The following is an 18,663-nucleotide window of genomic DNA, read 5'->3' on the forward strand; positions in this document are numbered from 1 at the left end:
GTTAAGGCTAGCCTAAGTGTTAAAAAGTCACTTTTAAAGCATTTTGCTTATGGAAAAATATGGAATATTCACAATTTAATGATTCATTGTTGTCCTTTCTTCAAGCGTCACCCACGCCTTTCCATGCGACAGACAGCATGCGTTCGGCTCTGCTTGCAGAAGGTTATGTTGAACTAATTGAAGATGAAAACTGGGTTATTGAAGAAGGTGGGAAGTATTTTGTTACGCGTAATGAGTCTTCCTTAATTGCGTTTACGACGCCAGTGTTGGACGTCAGTCAAACGGGTTGGCGTATGATTGGGGCGCATACGGATAGCCCATGTTTGAAATTGAAGCCGAATGCGCATGTGAACCGCTTTGGTTACCACCAACTTGGCGTTGAAGTATACGGCGGGGTGCTGTTACACACTTGGTTGGATCGTGATCTATCGATTGCTGGTCGTGTTACGGTAAAAACAGCCGCGGGCGACATTGTCAGTCGCTTAGTGGATTTCAAAGAGCCGATCGCCGTGGTGCCGAATTTGGCCATTCATTTAAATCGTAAAGTAAATGAAGGTTTTTCAGTAAACCCACAAGAGGAAATCTTGCCCATCTTGTGTGGTGCGGATAACGAGTTCGAGCTTCAGCAGTTGCTGATAGCTCAGCTGCGACAACAGCATCCTGATTTGCCGGTTGCACAGGTGTTGGATTTTGAATTAAGTCTTTACGATACTCAGCCAGCGGCTTTGGTTGGTTTGCATAAAGAGTACATTTGCTCCGCTAGGTTGGATAACTTGTTGAGCTGTTACGTGGGTCTGCAAGCCTTGTTAAGCTCCAATAATGAGCGTCCTAGTTTGTTGATCTGTACCGATCATGAAGAGATTGGCAGTTTGTCGGCGTGTGGTGCAAATGGGCCTTTCTTGGACGATGTGTTACGACGTTTGTCACCTAATCCAGAGCAATTTGTGCAAGCGATCCAGCGTTCTATGTTGGTGTCGGCGGACAATGCTCATGCCTTGCACCCTAACTATGCCAATCGTCATGATAACAATCATGCGCCAGCGATCAACAAAGGGGCGGTGATTAAGGTCAACGCGAATCAACGCTATGCGACCAACAGCGAAACGGCGAGTATTTACCGCGATGTTGCAGCACAAGAAAATTATGACGTACAAACCTTTGTGGTACGCAGCGACATGGGGTGTGGCAGTACAATTGGGCCAATTACGTCAGGGGAAATTGGTGTGCCAACCATAGATATCGGTTTGCCAACCTTTGGTATGCATTCGATTCGGGAGTTGGCTGGTAGTCATGATGCGTTTGGTTTGTACAAGGTGCTGGCGCGATTTACTAAACGAGATAAGTTGATGACCCGCTAAGGAATAACGGCACTGAGCCTGTCTGCTGAAAGCAGCAGGCAGAGCGAACCATTAGGTTTGTGTCAGACAGCAAGTATAAAAAAACCACCGCATAACAATGCGGTGGTTTTTTTGAGCCAAATACAGAGCGTTAGTTTTGAGCAATCAACCATTTATCAAGTTGTTTGATCTTATCTTCCGTTAAGTCACCAGTTGCTTCTAACAAGCTAAGTTGTTTTAGAACGAAGTTATAACGGTATTGCTCATAAGTATTTTGCGCATCGTACAAATTTGATTGCGCGTCTAGTAGTTCGACTAGGTTACGAGTACCCACATCATAGCCGGCTTTTGTGGCTTCTAAGGCGCTGTTACGAGAGCGAATTAGTTGCTGTTGCGCTTCGATTTGAGCCACGGCGGTTTGCAAATCAAGGTACAAGCTACGAATATTTAACTCAATGGATTGCAGTGAGCTGGCTTTCTGTTCGATTGCCGATTCCGCTTGAGCAGAGGCTTGACGTACCGATGCGTTAATCGCACCACCACTGTAAAGTGGAATGCTGACGCCAAGGGAGACTGCGGTTGTGTTCGTTGCACCACTGGTCAATGAACTGGAGGCAACGCTGTAGTCATTGTCGGTACGAGAAAGTGAACCCGTAATAGCAACCGTTGGCGTACGACCATTGGATTTTTGAATGCTGATATTGTTTTCTGCACTTTCTACTGCTAAATCCAGGATTTTCAGTTCTTTGTTGTCTTTTTGCGCTTTCGCGATCAAAGCATCAACGGTCATGTCTGGGTCTAAACGAATAGGGTAATCCGCAGATAAGGCCGGAATGCTATTGATGACACGGCCAGTTCTTTGGTACAAGGCTTTTTGAGCGTAGGCCACACTCGAACGCGCACTTAACTCGGTGACTCGAACCGCATCGTACTCGGCTTGAGCATCTTGTAGGTCGGTGATGGACGCTAAGCCCACTTCGTATTGTTTCTTGGCACGATCTAATTGACTGGCGGTGCTTTTCACTAACGCTTCGGTGGTTTGCAGCGTAGATTGAGCAATCAGCAAATTGAAGTATTCATTTAGAGTGGTCAGCGCCAAGTCTTCTTCAGAGTTTTCGTAGCTGATGCCCGCACTGACTGAGCTGATTTCGACCGCATCAACAGCATAACCAAGTGCCGGTGAGTAGATGGGGTAATTCAGTTCTAGTGCCAATGAGTTTGAATTATTGTCGTATTCAATAGAGGGACTGTCTATGTTGGTATAACCCAAGCTACCACTGAAACTAATTTGTGGGTAAAGATTACCCTTAGTCACCGTGACACCTTCTTTTTGTGCCTGATAGGTTGCGGCAGCGGCACGCAAGCCTGGATCATTTTGCTTCGCCAGTTTATAGATTTCGTAGATACTTTCGGCTTGAACGGCTGTACTGCTCAACACAGCGGCCGTGATCAAAGATGAGATAATATGCTTTTTCATAGATTTCTGTAGGCTCATAGTATGAAATTTAGTTATAATACTAGCGTAACTTCTGGCCTTGTGGCAGTGCCATTTTCGCTATATCTATTATGACTACTGACCATATCATAACGAAATGCTTTGAATAGGCTTCTAATGTGGAAACTTATTGCAAGCCACTGACTTCCTTGTCTTTATAAGGCGTTATTTTTTCACCTCAATCGTATAAGTGATGACTTTTTCTTGTTGCGGAGCCAGTGTGCCTTCGATAAGCAAGCCATTTGCAGAGTATTTAGTGACTTGATTCGCTTTAACGATGTCGACAATGCCATTGGTATTCTGCTGCAAGGAGAATTTCGCCATTTTGGTATCATGATTTTTCACTGTCAGCTGCCAAACTTGTCGACTAGGTAATTGCTTAGAAGAGGCGTTAAGTAAGGTTAGATGACCACTGATGGCTTGGCTTTTATTGGTTATCACCTCTTTAGTTTGACCTGCGCGCATCTGATTAAAACTGACTTGATTCGCCGGAATTAAGAGCGGACCTTGCTGCCAGAAGGTTTTGTAACGCCCCGGCATGCTATCTTGTTTTAAGGTAAAGGTGAGTTGGTTATAGAAACTCAGAGGGATACGGTCTAGCTGTCCGCTGTGGGTAAACTGCGTCGCTGTGTGACGTTGATCTTGTATCTTCAATGTGTCGCTGGGGAGGGCATATAAGGTACTGGAGTAAGGTGCTAATTCGACTTGGTTAGCGAGTGGGAACACCACTTCATTGTCTTGATAACTGACTTGTGGCGAAGCCGAGTCGAGCATCATGCTGGCTCGTTCGGTTTTGAATTGTGGGTTGGGTTGCTGATGAGAGTAATGCAACAAGCTAGAATCTAACACCAATGCTTGGTTGGACTGATTGGTAATTAAAGCTTGCTGAGTAAGGGTTAGCTTATTGCCGTTAAAGATTAGGTTCAGTTGTGGAGTCCAAGAAAGCTGATCTGTCTGATAGCTGATGGGCATGTTATTGGCATTTTGTACTGGTTTGTCATGGGATTCGAGTGGAATGAGATAAAAGTCATTCATTGGTAAGGTGACAGGTCGATTATTTAGGCTGAGAGTGACGCTCTGTTGAGCTTGATTGACCTGAGTGAGTAAGCCGGTGTAGTTGAGGTCTCTGTGTTTATGCTCAACACGAATTTTTCTGTCCACTTGGTTGATCCATTGTCGCTGAGACGCATCGCCAAGGTATTCAATGGGACTGAACTCTGTCGCCAATGGTAAGACACTGCCAGTGACTGGGGGCAAGGTCAGTGTGTTGTTGTCTTCGACAATTTGGCTGTTTTGTAGGCCAATGACGGCTTTAATTGGCTCAGCCAGCACAGGCTGACACAAAGCGCTTAGTATTAAACCTGTCATCATTTGAGCGTGTGATTTATGCATAACTCAGAATCCTTCTCTTGTTTGTAACATCTTATGATCGTGCCGTCTGCTTACCCATGTTAACCTAATAGCAACGAAATATTGTTGGAAATATAGGTCATTTGTGTGGATAAAACATTACTGATTATTGACGGTATGAATTTGATTCGACGACTGTATGCGGCGCTGGAAGCCGAGCAAGATGCGGTTCGGCGGGTTGAGCGTACGCAGAGTATTGCGATTGATGCGTTAAGTAAGTTAGCGCATCAGTTTGAGCCTGATTATGCCGTTGTGGTGTTTGATTCAAACGGTAAAACTTGGCGTCATGAGGTTTATCCTGAATACAAATTGGGCCGCGTTCCCATGGATGACGCTTTATTGGAAGCGTTAGACGATTTTGCCCGAGTGTTCCGTTTTAATCGTTTTCCCTGTCTGCGCATGGCGGGGTGGGAAGCGGACGATTTGATTGCCACCCTGGCGGTTAAAGCTTCCCAGCACAAGGTGACCTCTTATATTGTCTCGACCGATAAGGGATTCACTCAATTATTGGGTGATGAATGCATACTTCAGTATGACTATTTTGCCAAATTGGGTTACAACAAAGCTTGGGTGCCTGGTAAATATGGTGTTCAGGCAGAGCAATTGATGGATTATTGGGCCTTAGTGGGGGATACCACCAATCGTATTCCAGGAGTAAAAGGCATTGGTCCGAAAACGGCGTTGAGCATCATTGCGGATGCCCCGACCATTGAAGACATTTATGCCAATCTGTCGCATTTTCCTGAACGCATTCAAAAGCTCCTATCTGGTGGTTATGAACAGTGTTTATTGTCGCGCTCTTTAGTGTCGTTAAAGACGGATGTGTCGTTGGGCTTTTCTTTATCAAAACTCAAGTATCAACCAAAAAATGAAACTTAACGAACCGCTTGCTTGAGTTCAATCAAGCGATGATTAACGACGTCAAACAATTGGTTGATGATCTGGCTAGCGTCTTGAAACAAACTGTCTGGATCCCGCTGGCTTAGCGTATTTTGCTCCACACTGTGTGTTATCTCTCGAACAAACTGTTGCAGAAGGTGATTGCTGTTTGTGGGCAGTAACTGGCTTAATTTAGCATGATGTTCTGTGATTTTTTCTAAGGTAAAAATAAGTTGTAGCTTTTTATCTGAACTCAGTTCCTGCTTACTGGCCACTTGTACGCTTAGGGCGCGAATTTGGCCTAGGGCCTCGGCCAACTCGGGTAGCGTTTTAACCAATTGCTGTGAGGTCTGACGTACCGTTTTTTGGCGGCTGGTGGTGAGAGCAAACTCATCCGCAAGATCCCATAAGGCTTCTAGTTGGCGGTTGATTAAGCTTGTATGCAGCTGGAAACTCTGGCTGCTTTGAATATTGTCTTTTTGTAATAGCTTGAGCCATTGCTTATGGGCATATTGAATGCTCAGTTGAGCTGGATAACCGTATTTTTTTTCGAAACTCAGTAGCGCTTCGTATTGAGTTTGAATGTCTTTTTCTACCTGAGTTAATTTGTCTTTAAAGTCTAAGTTGCCATTTAAGAAACCGCTATGCATTCCCCTATGTTGTTGTGTCAATTTGATGAGTTCAACAAAATAATGGACGCCTTGGAGGCCTTCTATTGTGCGTTTTTTGGCATGGCTTTCACTGTAAAAGTGTCTGATAAGCGCCAGCGTGATGATCGTCAAGCTGGTAATAATGAGCAGGAAGATTGCATTCATTACAAGGTTTCCTTTTGGTCCAAGCGGGATGAAAGCCATTCCAGATATTTGACCATGTCCTTTGCGTCCTGGCTGGCTTTGCTGTGTTGTTCACTGACGCTGCTAATGCTTTTTAGTCGGGCTGACATCGTGTTGTTCGTTTGTTGAAACTCACTAATGCCTTGCATAGATTGTTTGACTTCTCGTTGAGTGGACTGAGCGGCGTCGTAAATGGCAGAGAGGGCGGAATGTGCTTCTCCTGATCCTTGTGAGGCAAGGTCAGCGAAGTTGATTAATTTTAAGCTGGTTTGTTCAGAGGCGTGCACCTGAGTGGCAATGGAGTTCACCATTAAGCCAATATCTTGAGCCGCTAATTCGGTGTTAGCCGCTAAACCTCTTACTTCGTTTGCGACAACGGCAAAGCCGCGACCCGCTTCACCAGCTCGGGCGGATTCAATGGCGGCATTGAGTGACAATAAATTAATGTTAGAGGTGATTTGTTCTATGGTGGCAACGAAGCCTTTGATTTTCTCTGTGGTTTGAATGAGTTCCTGCATTTGAGCTTGGTTTTCCGATACGGTGGCTTGCATGCTGGTAATTTGTTGACCAAGGTTAGCCAACGCGACTTGACCATTCTCTGAGTGATGGTGTGTTTGGTGTGCCATGTCTAACGTCGTTTGTATACGAGCCAAGATCTCATCAATGGCAATACTCATTTTGGCACTTTCCTGTACCAAGGTATCCAGCGCCTGATGCTCTTCGGCGGCCCCTTGAGCGACCATGTTAGACGAATTTTGTAATTCATTTGCTGTGTATTGGGTTTCTTGCGAGCAACTGTTGAGTAGATGCTGTTTACGATTAAGGTGGCGCAGCAGGTTATTAATCTGACTGGCAAGGTGGTTGAATTCTTTATCATTGTGGGACAGTTCTAACGTGTGGTTAGAGTCGAGTGTCTGCAAATGCTGGTTGAGTTCTTTGATGCGTTGCTGAGTTAAGTGATTGGCTGACATGGCAAAGTACATCAACAGGCTAGTGCAGATTAAAATGATGGTCTGAGCTTGGGGTTGTAAAAAGGACAAATACAGGGCGGAGATAGCAAGCGCGCCGGGGAAAAACAGAATGCTGAGACGAGCATAATAGGGAAGAGCGGTGATGAGTATGGTTCCTGGTTTCAGTAGCATGTTGGTCCCTCATTGTCATGATAGAGTGTTTATCAAAGCAATAAACAGACCAGCAAGGCTGAATGTGAATTCATTTAGTGCGAAATACTGTCTCAGTGTGAAACATAAAGAGGCATGGCTCGGGAGCTTGAGTGCGTGTTCGCCAGCTGATTTTTTGTCATCAAGCGTGAACTCACTTCTTGTTGTGCCTTTTGAGGTAACGAGGTCAACCGAAAAAGAGTGGGGGATAATCGGGAAGCGTGCTTGATTTTTGTGCGTGGTTGATTATTGAGGGGCGATTTTGAGCACACTAAAACCACTGGACTGGTTTGTACCTTCTTCACATAGCGAAATATCCGCTCAAGAGCGGAAAAGATGATCGCAGCCCCTTACTCATCGTAGTCGAGATGCTTATAATAGGCGCATCTTTGTAGAAAGCGGATAATTGAGAACATTATGTCTGAGGTAAGAACACGTATTGCCCCGTCACCAACGGGTGATCCTCATGTTGGTACGGCCTATATTGCATTATTTAATATGGCGTTTGCACGCAAAATGGGCGGTAAGTTTATTTTGCGTATTGAAGACACCGACCAGACTCGTAGTACGCCTGAATCAGAAAAAATGATTCTCGATGCTTTGCGTTGGTTGGGATTGGATTGGGCAGAAGGTCCAGACGTTGGTGGTGAATACGGTCCTTATCGTCAAAGTGAACGTGGTGACATTTATGGTCAATACGCCCGTGAGCTGGTCGAAAAAGGCCACGCATTTTACGCTTTTGAAACACCAGAAGAGCTGGATCAAATGCGTGCTGAGCAAAAAGAACAAGGTCTGCCGCAAAAATACGATGGTCGAGCACTGACACTGTCTGATGAAGAAGTGCAGGCCAAATTGGATGCTGGTGTGCCATACGTTATTCGTATGAAGGTACCAGAAGACGGCGTGTGTGTAGTACAAGACATGTTGCGTGGCACCATTGAAATTGACTGGGCTCAAGTGGACATGCAAGTGCTACTGAAAGCCGATGGTATGCCAACGTATCACTTAGCGAATGTTGTGGACGATCATCTAATGAAGATCACTCACGTGATTCGTGGTGAGGAATGGATCAACTCTGCGCCTAAGCACATTTTGTTATATCAATACTTTGGTTGGGACATGCCAACATTATGTCATATGCCTTTGTTGCGTAATCCTGATAAATCTAAGCTGTCAAAACGTAAAAACCCGACCAGTATTTTGTACTACCAACGTATGGGTTACATGGCGGAAGCTGTGATCAACTACTTGGGGCGTATGGGCTGGTCGATGCCAGATGAGCGTGAAAAATTCTCATTAGATGACATGATTGAGCATTTTGACATTCAGCGCGTTTCACTTGGCGGCCCTGTATTTGATGTGGAAAAGCTAAGCTGGTTGAACGGCATGTGGATACGTGAAGATCTGACTCCAGAAAGCTTTGCACAGAAGTATGTAGAATGGGCTTTGAACCCTGAATACTTGATGAAAATCTTACCCTTGGTCATACCACGAGTAGAGACTTTCTCGGACGTGGCGGATGTGGCGGGCTTCTTCTTGAAAGGTTTGCTGCCACTGACCAAAGAAGACTTTGCTAGCATCAAGATGGAAGAGGAGACCCTTCGCAAAGCCATGCAGTTTGCTTTATGGCGTTTAGAGGCATTAAACAAGTGGGAAAAAGACAACATCTTTAACGAAATGAAATCTTTGGCGCAAGCGATGGAAATCAAGCCGAAAGATTTCTTTGCTCCTTTGTTTGTGGCCATTTCAGGCAGCACGGCTTCGGTATCGGTATTTGATGCTATGGCGATTTTGGGGTCAGACATTTCCCGAGCTCGTATGCGTACCGCAGTGAACGCACTTGGTGGACCTTCTAAGAAAGAAACTAAGCGTTGGGAGAAAGAATACGCCGCTCTATAAGCAGAAGGCGATTCCATTAAAGGGGATTTGTCGAGATTGATATCATCGTCTTATTGCTCTTAAAACGCATAAAAAAACCGGCCATTGGCCGGTTTTTTTGTTTCTATAGCAAATGTGAGATCAGTATTATTTCGTGGTGAAAACGCTGGTCTTACTGTCTAGGCTAGAGACTTGGTTATGGATGTCTCTGGTATTACCTTCAATGCTGTTGATGAAGCTATTGTCACGTTGTAGCTGTTGCGCAATCTTATCCATTTCTTCACTCATATGAATGGCGGTTTTAGCGACTTCTTGAATGGATCGTGCCATTTCAACAGAAGAGGAAGAGCTGGTTTGTGCGTTTTGCTCGATTTCACGAATAGCCAGTTCGGCTTTTTCACTGAAGTCTTCGATAGCATGCAGATTCTCTTGACCATTTTTCATGGTTTCAATGGCATTTTGAGTAGAAGACTGAATGGTGCTAACAATGTCCGTGATTTTCGCTGTGGCATCGACTGTTTTCTCTGCCAATGAGCGTACTTCATCCGCAACAACCGAGAACCCACGACCAGCTTCACCCGCACGAGCGGCTTCAATGGCAGCGTTCAAAGCGAGTAGGTTCGTTTGGTTAGCAAGGTCATTGATCATCGCAATTACATTATCAATGTCTTTTGATAATTGACCAAGTTCGTTTAGTTGTTCGCTGGTTTTGTTCACTACTTGGATCGTTGTTGATAAATTAGAAATCGCCCCATTGATGGTTTCAGCGCCTAATTTAGCCGACTCATAAGTATTTTGAGACTGCGAACTTAAATCCTCTGTGGTATGAGAAATACTCGAAATGGTCGTTGAGATTTCTTCTGTCGCTGCCGCAAGCGAGTTCGTTTGTTCGCTCACAGAACGGTTACTTTGGGCAATGTTCGTCACGGATGTGTTCAGTTCGGTGACCATGCCACTGACGTCTCGGGTCGTTGTGACAACATCGCCGATAACCGCTCCTAAGCCTGTGGTCATTTCGTTGACTGAGCTACACAATGAATCAAACTCATCGTTACGTTTGTTATTCACCGTCAAACGTGCCGTTAAGTCGCCACTTTTAACCTTGCCTAAATCTGAGATGATTTGGCTTAGGGTTTTTTTCACGTTACTACCAATACTTGCCATCATTAAGGCCGCAATGATCGCAACAGCAATACTGACAATGATGACACTAATGCTGGCTTGTTGTGAGCTTGTTGAGGCTTGTTGGCGTGCTTCCGTAACCGCTTGTTGCATGTAATTGGCGGCCGCTAAACGAGTCTCATTGAAGCTCTTTTTAGCTGAGCCAAAAGCGTCTTGCATTTGACTAAGGACTTGATTTTCTTGGTCAAAATTTCCTACGGCCGTGAAGTATTGGTTGATTACTTCACCAAAGCGTTCTTCAAGACCAAAGTTGGTAACGCGCTTATAAAACTTCTCGTATCGTTCCATGAAAACTTGTTTGTTTTCTGTATTTGGTTCGAAGATGTAGTTTTTTTCTGCTTCACGTACTGGTAGGAATTCTTGTTTAACCAGACTTAGGAATGAAATTTCTTCAGTCACTTTTTCACCTAAGCTGGAGATCGTACCTTTTAAACCAGAGGTACCATTAAATCCTACTTTTTGTTTCTGAATGACAAGTTGTTTTAAGGCGGTATTGTATAGATCCAAAGAAGAAGCAATTTGAGTTAGGTTTTCTTTGGCGCCTTCATCTTGAAGCAATTCAAGGTCTTTGTTCAGAATGACGGTGAAGTCTTCGTAATTGGTATCGAGTGTTGTGATAAAAGTATCAAAGCTTGAATCATCAATACTGGAAAGTGACTCGTACTCTTCCATTAAAATAATGGTGAGGGATGAGAGATCTTTATCGACTGTGGTGAGTCGGTCAAATTGTGATGAGGATGTCTCTTGTACATTTAATCCCTGCAATGCGACGGCGGTAACTACCACAAAGCCAAGAACTGCTGCTATCAAGAGAGAGAGTAACTTGGTGCGAAAACTTAGATTTGCCAACATATGATATCCTGCATTTATTATTATTCATCAAACAGATATTTATCCATAAAATCTTATGGTTCTGTCTAAACCATTTCAATTAGAGTCATCTAAATAGCTGTGTAGCTATATTATTGCTTCCTCTATCGTTTTTGCAATCTTATTAAGAGCTTTATAAGGAATTTATCTCTTAAATATCATGCGGGCTGAGCCAAATGTCCGCTTGGTTTTGTCCAATATAAGTAATAGTGCCAGAATATCGTGCAACCCCCGATGAACTGAATTCAAATTTATACACACGTTTAATCATCAAATTACCTTGATGCCAGCAAGGCCACCATTTTATGCCGGCAATGCTTTGGTCTAGCAGTTGTAAGTTATAGGACTCACAATGTTGTTTTGCGGACAGCGTTGCGTGTTCTCGAATGGCGATGTTACGCCACCATGCATAAACAATGCTGGCAAATACAAGAACGATGATGATGTCGGTTAGCTGCAGATTCATAATAGTGGGTTCTTAAAATCAGGAATGTTCAACATGATAACGAAATTATCGAATTAAGATAACCAAAAGCTGGAATGGGTTTATTGGAAAGAGATTTATTTTTACTGAATAACGGATGGCGTTTGTGTCGCCTAAATTTAAGCTAAAACCGGAAGTGCGTCCTGATCAGGATGACTCAGGTAGAAATAAATACGTGGCTACCTCCAAGCAGGAGAGAAAGGAGAGGTAGCCACGTTCTTTACGCAACGAAGAGCAAGTCGTATAATAACCTCATTGCTACTAAGTAAAATTTGGGCATTCGGGGCAGCGAATGTGTGGGAATCCAAATTGAGTCGTTTACTTAATATCAATGGCCAGTCAGTTGGTTATTATGCGGCCTCCACAGCTCTTTCAGCGTAAAGCTGGATAACCCACTGCTCAATGCGTTCGTCAGTGAGTTCAAATTGTTGGTCTTCGTCAATGGCGAGACCAATGAAACTTTCCTTATTTTCAACACAAGCTCGTGACGCTTCAAATTCGTAACCTTCGGTTGACCATTGGCCAATGAAAGTGGCTTTGGTTGGTAATAGCTTTTCATACAACCAACCCATCGCATCAACAAAATAATCACCGTAACCAAATTGGTCACCTAGGCCATACAAGGCAACGGTGGTGTTCTCAAGAGAGAGCTCAGTAAGCTGATCTTCTATGTCTTCCCAGTCAGATTGGATGCCGCCAAAGTCCCATGTAGGGATGCCAAGTATTAACGTGGCGTATTCTTGTAACTGGCTGACTTCAATGTCTTTGATATTGAAGATATCAACCTGTTCACCCAATTCTTCCCATTGTTTTGCAATCTTGTTTCCGACTTCTTCTGTGTTATTGGTGTCGGTACCGTAAATTAGGGCTATTGATGCTTGAGCCATTTTGTAATCTATTCCTATTTCTTAATGAATTTGGCCGTAATGATGACTACTGACGCCAAAATGTTTAATAAAAGCGGCTTCAAACTGATCTTCAGAAAAGCCACTTTCTGCCACGATGTGAGATTTAGCTGTTGGATCTTGTCTTAATCTCGCTGCAGCGTATTTTATCTTGCTTTGAGTGCAATAGCTTTCAATTGATTGCCCAACAACCAAATAGAAGCCAATCATCAATGCTTCGGTATTTAAACCGGTTAAGGTTGCCAGTTTTTGGACCGTAATTTTGTCGTGTTCTGGTGCTTCAATCAGGTTCTGGGCATGGAACAATTTACTCTGGCAATCTTCACAGCGAGAGAGGTGGCTGAGCATTTGTAATTGCTCAATCAAAGTAAAAATAACCGAATAAATATGACCTGCTAGGCTAATGGAATGGCCGTTATGAGTTAAAACAGGTTCAATAGTTTGTTTTGTTTTACTGGTCATTGGAAGGCTAATGGTCGTTCCATTATCCGATAACGCTTTTTGCATAGAAGAAAAATGCTGGATGATTTGATCTTCCGTTTCACCCAATACAGAAGCCAATAAACTTGGGCTAATGCAAATTTGCAGTAGACTTTGTTGCTGGTCTTTTGTCATCTCGAAATGACCACTTATTGGACTTGCTTGGTAGCGTATTTGTACAGATTGAATGTCTTCAACTGAACGAATGGCTTGAGTACCAAGAAACGAAAAATACAATCCCGTCTGAGCTTCTTCTTGCAAGGTAACGTCTTGTTGAGCCTGTATGTGGTGGTTCAACAAGGTTAAGTTTGGCAGTAAAGACAATAGATGCTTATGCCCAGATAAGACATCAGCAACAGGTTCTTTTACCTGTCCTTGGTTGTCGTAAATATCTTGCATGTGAATTTGCATCTCGTTGTGCCTCTAACTTGATAATGGTTATCATTAAAGAGGTTTTTTAAAATGAATGCAAGTGATTCTCATTAAATATTTTGTATAAATTTATGGGGGCGGATATTTTGCCTGCATGACCCACTCAGAAAGCGGTTAAATAATGGGTTATTTCAAATAGTCTGCCCTGTTAAGACCGTACTTTTGCATTTTCTGGTTTAAGGTTCGTCTTGGTAGTTGTAGTTGTTCTAAGACTTGTTGGATATTACCTTCTTGCTGGTTCAAGCTGGCTTCGATCAAACTACGTTCGTACTCTTGTACTTTGACACTTAAGGGTAATGGGGTTTGTGTGTCGATGTGTTCTTGTGCTTGGTAGCCCGCCAAAATTTTGGCGATGCTGGTGTTGGCCTCAAGAGCATACCGCAGGGCGACATTTCTTAATTCTCGCACGTTTCCAGGCCAGCCATAAAGCGTTAAGGTTTCCAGATCGATGGGGCTGAGAGGTCGAAATTCGCCGCCTCTTTCTTCAATGGCCTCTCGACAAAAATGTTCGAATAACAAGGGAATATCTGAGCCCCTGTGCCTGAGTTCGGGTAAGTGTATTTGCGATACATTTAAGCGAAAGAATAAGTCTTGTCGAAAGTCTGCTGTGTTTTGTAAATCTTGTTTCGCGGCCGCGACCACGCGAAGGTTGATGCTGATGGTTTGGTTGCTGCCAATGCGTTCGACTTGGTTCTCTTGTAAGACTCGCAACAGCTTAATCTGCATAGCAAGGGGCATGCTTTCAATTTCATCAAGAAATAGGGTGCCGCCACTGGCTAATTCCAATTTTCCAATGCGTTGTTTGTGGGCACTGGTGAAGGCACCCGCTTCATGTCCGAAGAGTTCGCTTTCAAATAGGTCAGCTGGGATTGCCGCACAGTTAATGGCGACAAAAGGTTTTTCTCGACGTGGGCTGGCGTCGTGTAATGCCTTCGCGACCAGTTCTTTACCACAACCCGTTTTACCATAGACAATTACATGCGCATCAATGTTAGCGAAAGTCTGAATTTGGTGGCGTACTCTTACGATCTGTTCATCTTGGCCAATTATGGATTCTTCTAAACCATGCAGATCACCGAGATATTGGCTTTGATTCGCCATCTGTAATTGTGTTTTTCGAGCTTGTTTGGCTTTTTCAACGGTCTGGATTAAACGATTCGGGTCGAATGGCTTTTCAAGAAAATCAAAGGCGCCATCGCGCAATGCATTGACCGCCGTATCAATGTCGCCGTGTCCGGTGATTAAAATAAAGGGCAAAGAGGGGTCTTGTGCGAGGCATTGGTTCATTAACGTCAGGCCATCCATTGGTGACATGCGAATGTCACTGACCACAATACAAGCCTGATCGGGTTGAAATTGATCGAGCAAGGTTTGTGCTTGGTGGAACTCTCTGACGTCATAATCAGAGAGTCTTAGCCACTGTGCTGTAGTGGAGCGTACGATCTCGTCGTCATCGAGTAGCCATATTTCAATTGAAGAAATGTCGTTTTGCATTTTATGCCTTTAATAAACGTAATCGGAAAACCAATTCTGTCGCATCATTATAACTTGCTTGCAACTTGCCATTCATGTCTTTGGCTAGGTTGGCGCTGATCGCCATACCTAAGCCCAAGCCTTTGCCAATGGGTTTGGTGGTAAAAAAAGGTTCAAATATATGCGCTAGCTTGTCTTTCTCAATACCCGGGCCATTGTCTTTAAACTGCATTTCTATATAGCGATCATCGGAACTCAATGAAATATCGATGGCGGGTGTGATGTTGGCTTCTGCACACGCTTGGATGCTGTTGCTGATCAAATTAGAGAAGATCTGTTCGAGACGGCTCGGCTCGGCTAAAACGAGGTCATTACCATGACTGTGTAACTGATGGGTGAGGCCGTGCGTTTCGTCGCCTAGGTGATGAAGCGCATTTTGAAAACATTGGTTAATCGACGTTGGCGTCAGTTGTTCTGGTCGACGATAAGCAAAGACCTTTAACTCACTGGTGAGTTTTTGCATTCTCACCACCAAAGACTCTAGGTCAGAGACGACCTTGAGTGCTTGTTCAGAGTCTTGTCGTTTTAACAGCAGTTCGGCGGTGTAGGTGAGTGTACGAATGCCTGTTAAGGGTTGATTTAGTTCATGAGCAATGGCGGTAGACATTTGGCCGATGGCCGCCAATTTTTCGGTTCGGAGAAGTTCTTTTTGTGCGACTTGTAGGGCTTGGGTTCGCTCCAATACCCTGTCTTCCAATCTTGCGTTGGCTTCAAGCAAACTGAGTTCGGCTTTTTTACGTTTGCTGATGTTAAGTAGGGTGACTAGATAACCTAATGAGTGATCCCACTGTAAAGGCGATACAGATAACAATGCAGGAAAAGTATCACCATTATGCTTTTGTAGAATCACTTCTTGTTCGAGAAGGTCCTCGTTGTTATGAATGTCGCCGCTACTCAGTGCATTTAGAAAACGTCGCGCGGTCTGGTTTTCAGCGCGTTCTGGTAAAAACGTCATCAGATTGTGTGAGATCAGCGGATGAGGTTCGCCAAAATAACGCTTGCCCATTGGGTTAACAAATGAAATGTGACCTTGATTGGTGAGCAGCAGTAAGCCGACATGGGTGTTTTCGATCAGCACTCGTTGTTGTAAGACACTGTTGGCAATGAGGTGTTGATTTTCTAACTTGGAAGCAATTTTCAGTGATCTTTCTCGTCGGTACAACCAGAATACAAAAATCAAAGCAAAGAGCCCCAAGCTGACCCAAGCTATATTATGCGCTGTTTTTTGTATGTTATTTAAACTAGAAAGATAATGGATTTGCCATTTTAAATCGTCCAGTAACACATCTTGCAGTAGGTAGTGCTGGTCATTCAGGCGATAGGTTTTTGCGCTAGTATGATCAAGAAACTGAATGGCTTTAGGGTTATTGAGCCAGTCACTGGTGATGACACGGTTGAGTTTGTTGGCGACAAATACCAGATCGTTTTGATCGGTCATGACCACAAGGTCGTCTAGTAGGTTCCAGCGTTCAATTAAATCGCTGACATTGATTTTGACTGCAATGGCCCCGGACAATTTGCCTGTTTGGCTGTAAACCGGTGCCAGAGCCAGATGTGCGGATTGAAACGCTGTTGGGCTGTAACCAGAGATAAGCAGGTATTCTCCCTGATATTCCTTAAGCGTGTCACTTAGATCGGCCAGATTAAAATAGTCTTCTAGTTCAAAATTAAGGGATTGTTCACTGGACAGCATTTCTTCCCCTTTGGCCGATAAGATGAACCAATCTTGGGTTTTAGAGACGTGTGTTAAGTCTTCAAGCTGTCGCTGCATTTGTTGCTTTACCGTCTGCTCATTTGGGTCTTGCATGAAAGCTAACAAGGTAGGATTGTCTGCTAAAGCGTATGGGAGGATCTGGTAATTTTTAAGTTCATTGCGTAGTTCAATGACATAATCCAGCAATCTATCTTGGCCTTCGTTATGTTTTTCGATAATGAGAACCTGATAGGCTAGCTTGTTCACGATGAAAAACAGTAATGCCATGCTAGCCAGTCCTAGGCTGACAAACGACAGTCTGTGCTTTTGAAATAATGCGATCAAAAAAAGGCTCTATCTGTATTAGCGATGATTCATTACCAGCACCTATCTTAGGTCGCGATCAGTCGCGTTAGATAAGTGCCAAACTGCGTAACAAGGTAACGCCAATGCTGGTGGTAATCAAGGACGCCAAGGTGGTGATGACAATGATGTTCGCAGCAAGAGTGGAATTGCCGTTCATGGCACGCACCATAATATAACTGGCGGAGGCGCTGGGTGCAGAAGACATGAGGAAAAGAACCCCGAGTTCCATGCCTCGATATCCCAATAAATAGCCACCAAAGGTCAGCACAACAGGAATAAAGATGAGTTTGCCAATGGAGGAAAGTACGGCGCCAAATACATCCTTACGCATGGCGCTAAAGCTCAATGATGCACCCGCGCAGAGTAGGGCTAACGGTAACGTCATTTGAGCAAAGTAGTCTCCCGCTTTGTGCAGGGTGGCCGGAAGGTGAAGTCCAAATATGGAAAACACAAAGGCGGCCACAATGGCAATGATCAAAGGGTTTTTTGCAATGCCTTTGAAAATACCTTTGAAATTGGTACTGCCGCCAAGGCCGCGAGTCAAACCAATGACTGACAGTATATTGAACAATACCGTGACACCACCCAAATACACTGATGCTACAGCGAATACGGCATCGCCATAAGCATTCACACAGTATGCCAGACCTATGATGCCCATGTTGGAGCGAAACGCCCCTTGAACCAGTACCGCACGTTCCGCTTTGTCTTTGATCCAGATCGGCATGATCAGTTCTAAGGCAAGGTAGGTGACGACCACGGCCAGCATGGCATAGATAACCAGTGAAAAGTCCGTTTCACTGGTTAAGCTGGTTTTTGAAATACTGATAAAGAGTAGGGCAGGTAAGGTGACGTTGAACACCAATTTAGACGCAGTATCGATAAAATTGTCATTAATGATGCGAACTCGGTAGAGAACGATCCCCAATGCCAATATTAAGAATATTGGCATAGTTATGGAAAACGAAAATGCCAATACGTCTAAAAAGTTGTCCAACTTGTGTCCCTTTTACTGGTTGCGTTCGTGAGGTTTAGTCGTTGTTTTCGAAGCGGTAACCAGCACCATAAACAGAGTGAATGACGTTAAGCTCTGGTGCCACAGCCGAAATCTTCTTACGCAATTTTTTAATGTGGCTATCAATTGTACGGTCACTTACCACACGACTGTCGGCATAGATGCTCTTCATAATGAGGTCACGACCAAATACTCGTCCAGGTTCTTTGATCAGTAACTGAAGTAATTGGAATTCGACTGTGGTGAGGTCGATCAATTCGCCTTTGTAAGTCGCACGTAGGCGATCCACATCAAGATCAAAACCGTCTGTGCGAGGCGATTCTTCTTGGTCAAGTTCAACTCGACGTAGGTTGGCTTTTACGCGGGCAACGATTTCACGAGGACTGAAAGGTTTACAAACGTAATCGTCTGCGCCCATTTCAAGGCCGATCAGGCGGTCAATTTCTTCTGCTTTAGCCGTTACCATAATGATTGGAACGCCACTGAATTGACGTACTTGTTTACAGATTTCGACTCCGTCTAAACCTGGCAACATGAGGTCAAGCAAAATCAGGTCAACCTGATTGTTTTTAATGTAATTTACGGCCACGTCGCCACGGTCAAGGTGATGATGCTCGTAACCTGCTTGTTCTAGGTAAGCTCCCATCAACTCCGCTAATTTTGGTTCATCTTCAATAATCAGAATCTTGCTCATAATGTTACTCGTTCCAT

The 18,663-nt window shown here is 44.1% G+C and carries 15 protein-coding genes; 3 read left to right on the plus strand and 12 right to left on the minus strand.

Annotated features, from left to right (window positions below; genetic code table 11):
• The first annotated feature begins 59 nt into the window (after window positions 1–59).
• Window positions 60–1,358, plus strand: a complete 1,299-nt coding sequence (locus OA79_RS03520; RefSeq protein ID WP_063331837.1) for a M18 family aminopeptidase — start codon at window positions 60–62, stop codon at window positions 1,356–1,358.
• Between the two features lie 130 nt (window positions 1,359–1,488).
• Here OA79_RS03520 and OA79_RS03525 read toward each other — a convergent pair whose 3' ends face one another.
• Together OA79_RS03525 and OA79_RS03530 are read right to left on the minus strand one after the other, a co-directional pair.
• Window positions 1,489–2,814 (minus strand): TolC family outer membrane protein, encoded by a 1,326-nt coding sequence (locus OA79_RS03525; RefSeq protein WP_063331838.1) that lies wholly within the window; start codon window positions 2,812–2,814, stop codon window positions 1,489–1,491.
• A 183-nt stretch (window positions 2,815–2,997) separates the two neighbouring features.
• Window positions 2,998–4,224, minus strand: coding sequence for a hypothetical protein (locus OA79_RS03530; RefSeq protein WP_063331839.1), 1,227 nt, complete (start codon window positions 4,222–4,224; stop codon window positions 2,998–3,000).
• Window positions 4,225–4,329: 105 nt separating this feature from the next.
• Between OA79_RS03530 and OA79_RS03535 the strand changes: the two genes are divergently transcribed.
• Window positions 4,330–5,121, plus strand: coding sequence for a 5'-3' exonuclease H3TH domain-containing protein (locus OA79_RS03535; protein ID WP_063331840.1), 792 nt, complete (start codon window positions 4,330–4,332; stop codon window positions 5,119–5,121).
• Here the strand turns inward: OA79_RS03535 and OA79_RS03540 are convergent.
• Both OA79_RS03540 and OA79_RS03545 read right to left on the minus strand, forming a co-directional pair.
• On the minus strand, window positions 5,118–5,936 hold the full coding sequence (locus tag OA79_RS03540) for a nitrate- and nitrite sensing domain-containing protein (protein WP_063331841.1): 819 nt from the start codon (window positions 5,934–5,936) through the stop codon (window positions 5,118–5,120). The genes OA79_RS03535 and OA79_RS03540 overlap by 4 nt on opposite strands.
• Complete coding sequence (locus OA79_RS03545; RefSeq protein WP_063331842.1) at window positions 5,936–7,096, minus strand: methyl-accepting chemotaxis protein; 1,161 nt, start codon at window positions 7,094–7,096, stop codon at window positions 5,936–5,938. The genes OA79_RS03540 and OA79_RS03545 overlap by 1 nt, the downstream gene beginning before the upstream one ends.
• Before the next feature lie 435 nt (window positions 7,097–7,531).
• Between OA79_RS03545 and gltX the strand changes: the two genes are divergently transcribed.
• Window positions 7,532–9,013: a glutamate--tRNA ligase gene (gltX, locus tag OA79_RS03550; protein WP_063331843.1), complete on the plus strand. Its 1,482-nt coding sequence runs from the start codon at window positions 7,532–7,534 to the stop codon at window positions 9,011–9,013.
• 126 nt (window positions 9,014–9,139) lie between these two features.
• Here gltX and OA79_RS03555 read toward each other — a convergent pair whose 3' ends face one another.
• From OA79_RS03555 to OA79_RS03590, 8 genes are all read right to left on the minus strand, one after another.
• Window positions 9,140–11,026 (minus strand): methyl-accepting chemotaxis protein, encoded by a 1,887-nt coding sequence (locus OA79_RS03555; protein ID WP_063331844.1) that lies wholly within the window; start codon window positions 11,024–11,026, stop codon window positions 9,140–9,142.
• Window positions 11,027–11,195: 169 nt separating this feature from the next.
• Window positions 11,196–11,510 (minus strand): DUF3301 domain-containing protein, encoded by a 315-nt coding sequence (locus OA79_RS03560; protein WP_063331845.1) that lies wholly within the window; start codon window positions 11,508–11,510, stop codon window positions 11,196–11,198.
• Between the two features lie 368 nt (window positions 11,511–11,878).
• Window positions 11,879–12,415, minus strand: coding sequence for a flavodoxin (locus OA79_RS03565; RefSeq protein ID WP_063331846.1), 537 nt, complete (start codon window positions 12,413–12,415; stop codon window positions 11,879–11,881).
• Window positions 12,416–12,436: 21 nt separating this feature from the next.
• Window positions 12,437–13,324 (minus strand): helix-turn-helix transcriptional regulator, encoded by an 888-nt coding sequence (locus OA79_RS03570; protein ID WP_063331847.1) that lies wholly within the window; start codon window positions 13,322–13,324, stop codon window positions 12,437–12,439.
• Between the two features lie 147 nt (window positions 13,325–13,471).
• Window positions 13,472–14,839: a sigma-54-dependent transcriptional regulator gene (locus OA79_RS03575; RefSeq protein ID WP_082825363.1), complete on the minus strand. Its 1,368-nt coding sequence runs from the start codon at window positions 14,837–14,839 to the stop codon at window positions 13,472–13,474.
• A 1-nt stretch (window position 14,840) separates the two neighbouring features.
• Window positions 14,841–16,859 (minus strand): ATP-binding protein, encoded by a 2,019-nt coding sequence (locus OA79_RS03580; protein WP_063331848.1) that lies wholly within the window; start codon window positions 16,857–16,859, stop codon window positions 14,841–14,843.
• A gap of 124 nt (window positions 16,860–16,983) precedes the next feature.
• Entirely contained in the window at window positions 16,984–17,934 is a 951-nt protein-coding gene (locus OA79_RS03585) for an AEC family transporter (protein ID WP_063331849.1), read from the minus strand.
• A gap of 34 nt (window positions 17,935–17,968) precedes the next feature.
• A complete protein-coding gene (locus tag OA79_RS03590) occupies window positions 17,969–18,646 on the minus strand; it encodes a response regulator (protein WP_063331850.1) in 678 nt (225 codons plus the stop codon).
• Window positions 18,647–18,663 lie beyond the last annotated feature (17 nt).

The organism is Marinomonas sp. TW1 (genome assembly GCF_001625355.1).
In the GTDB taxonomy this organism is placed as follows: Bacteria; Pseudomonadota; Gammaproteobacteria; order Pseudomonadales; family Marinomonadaceae; genus Marinomonas.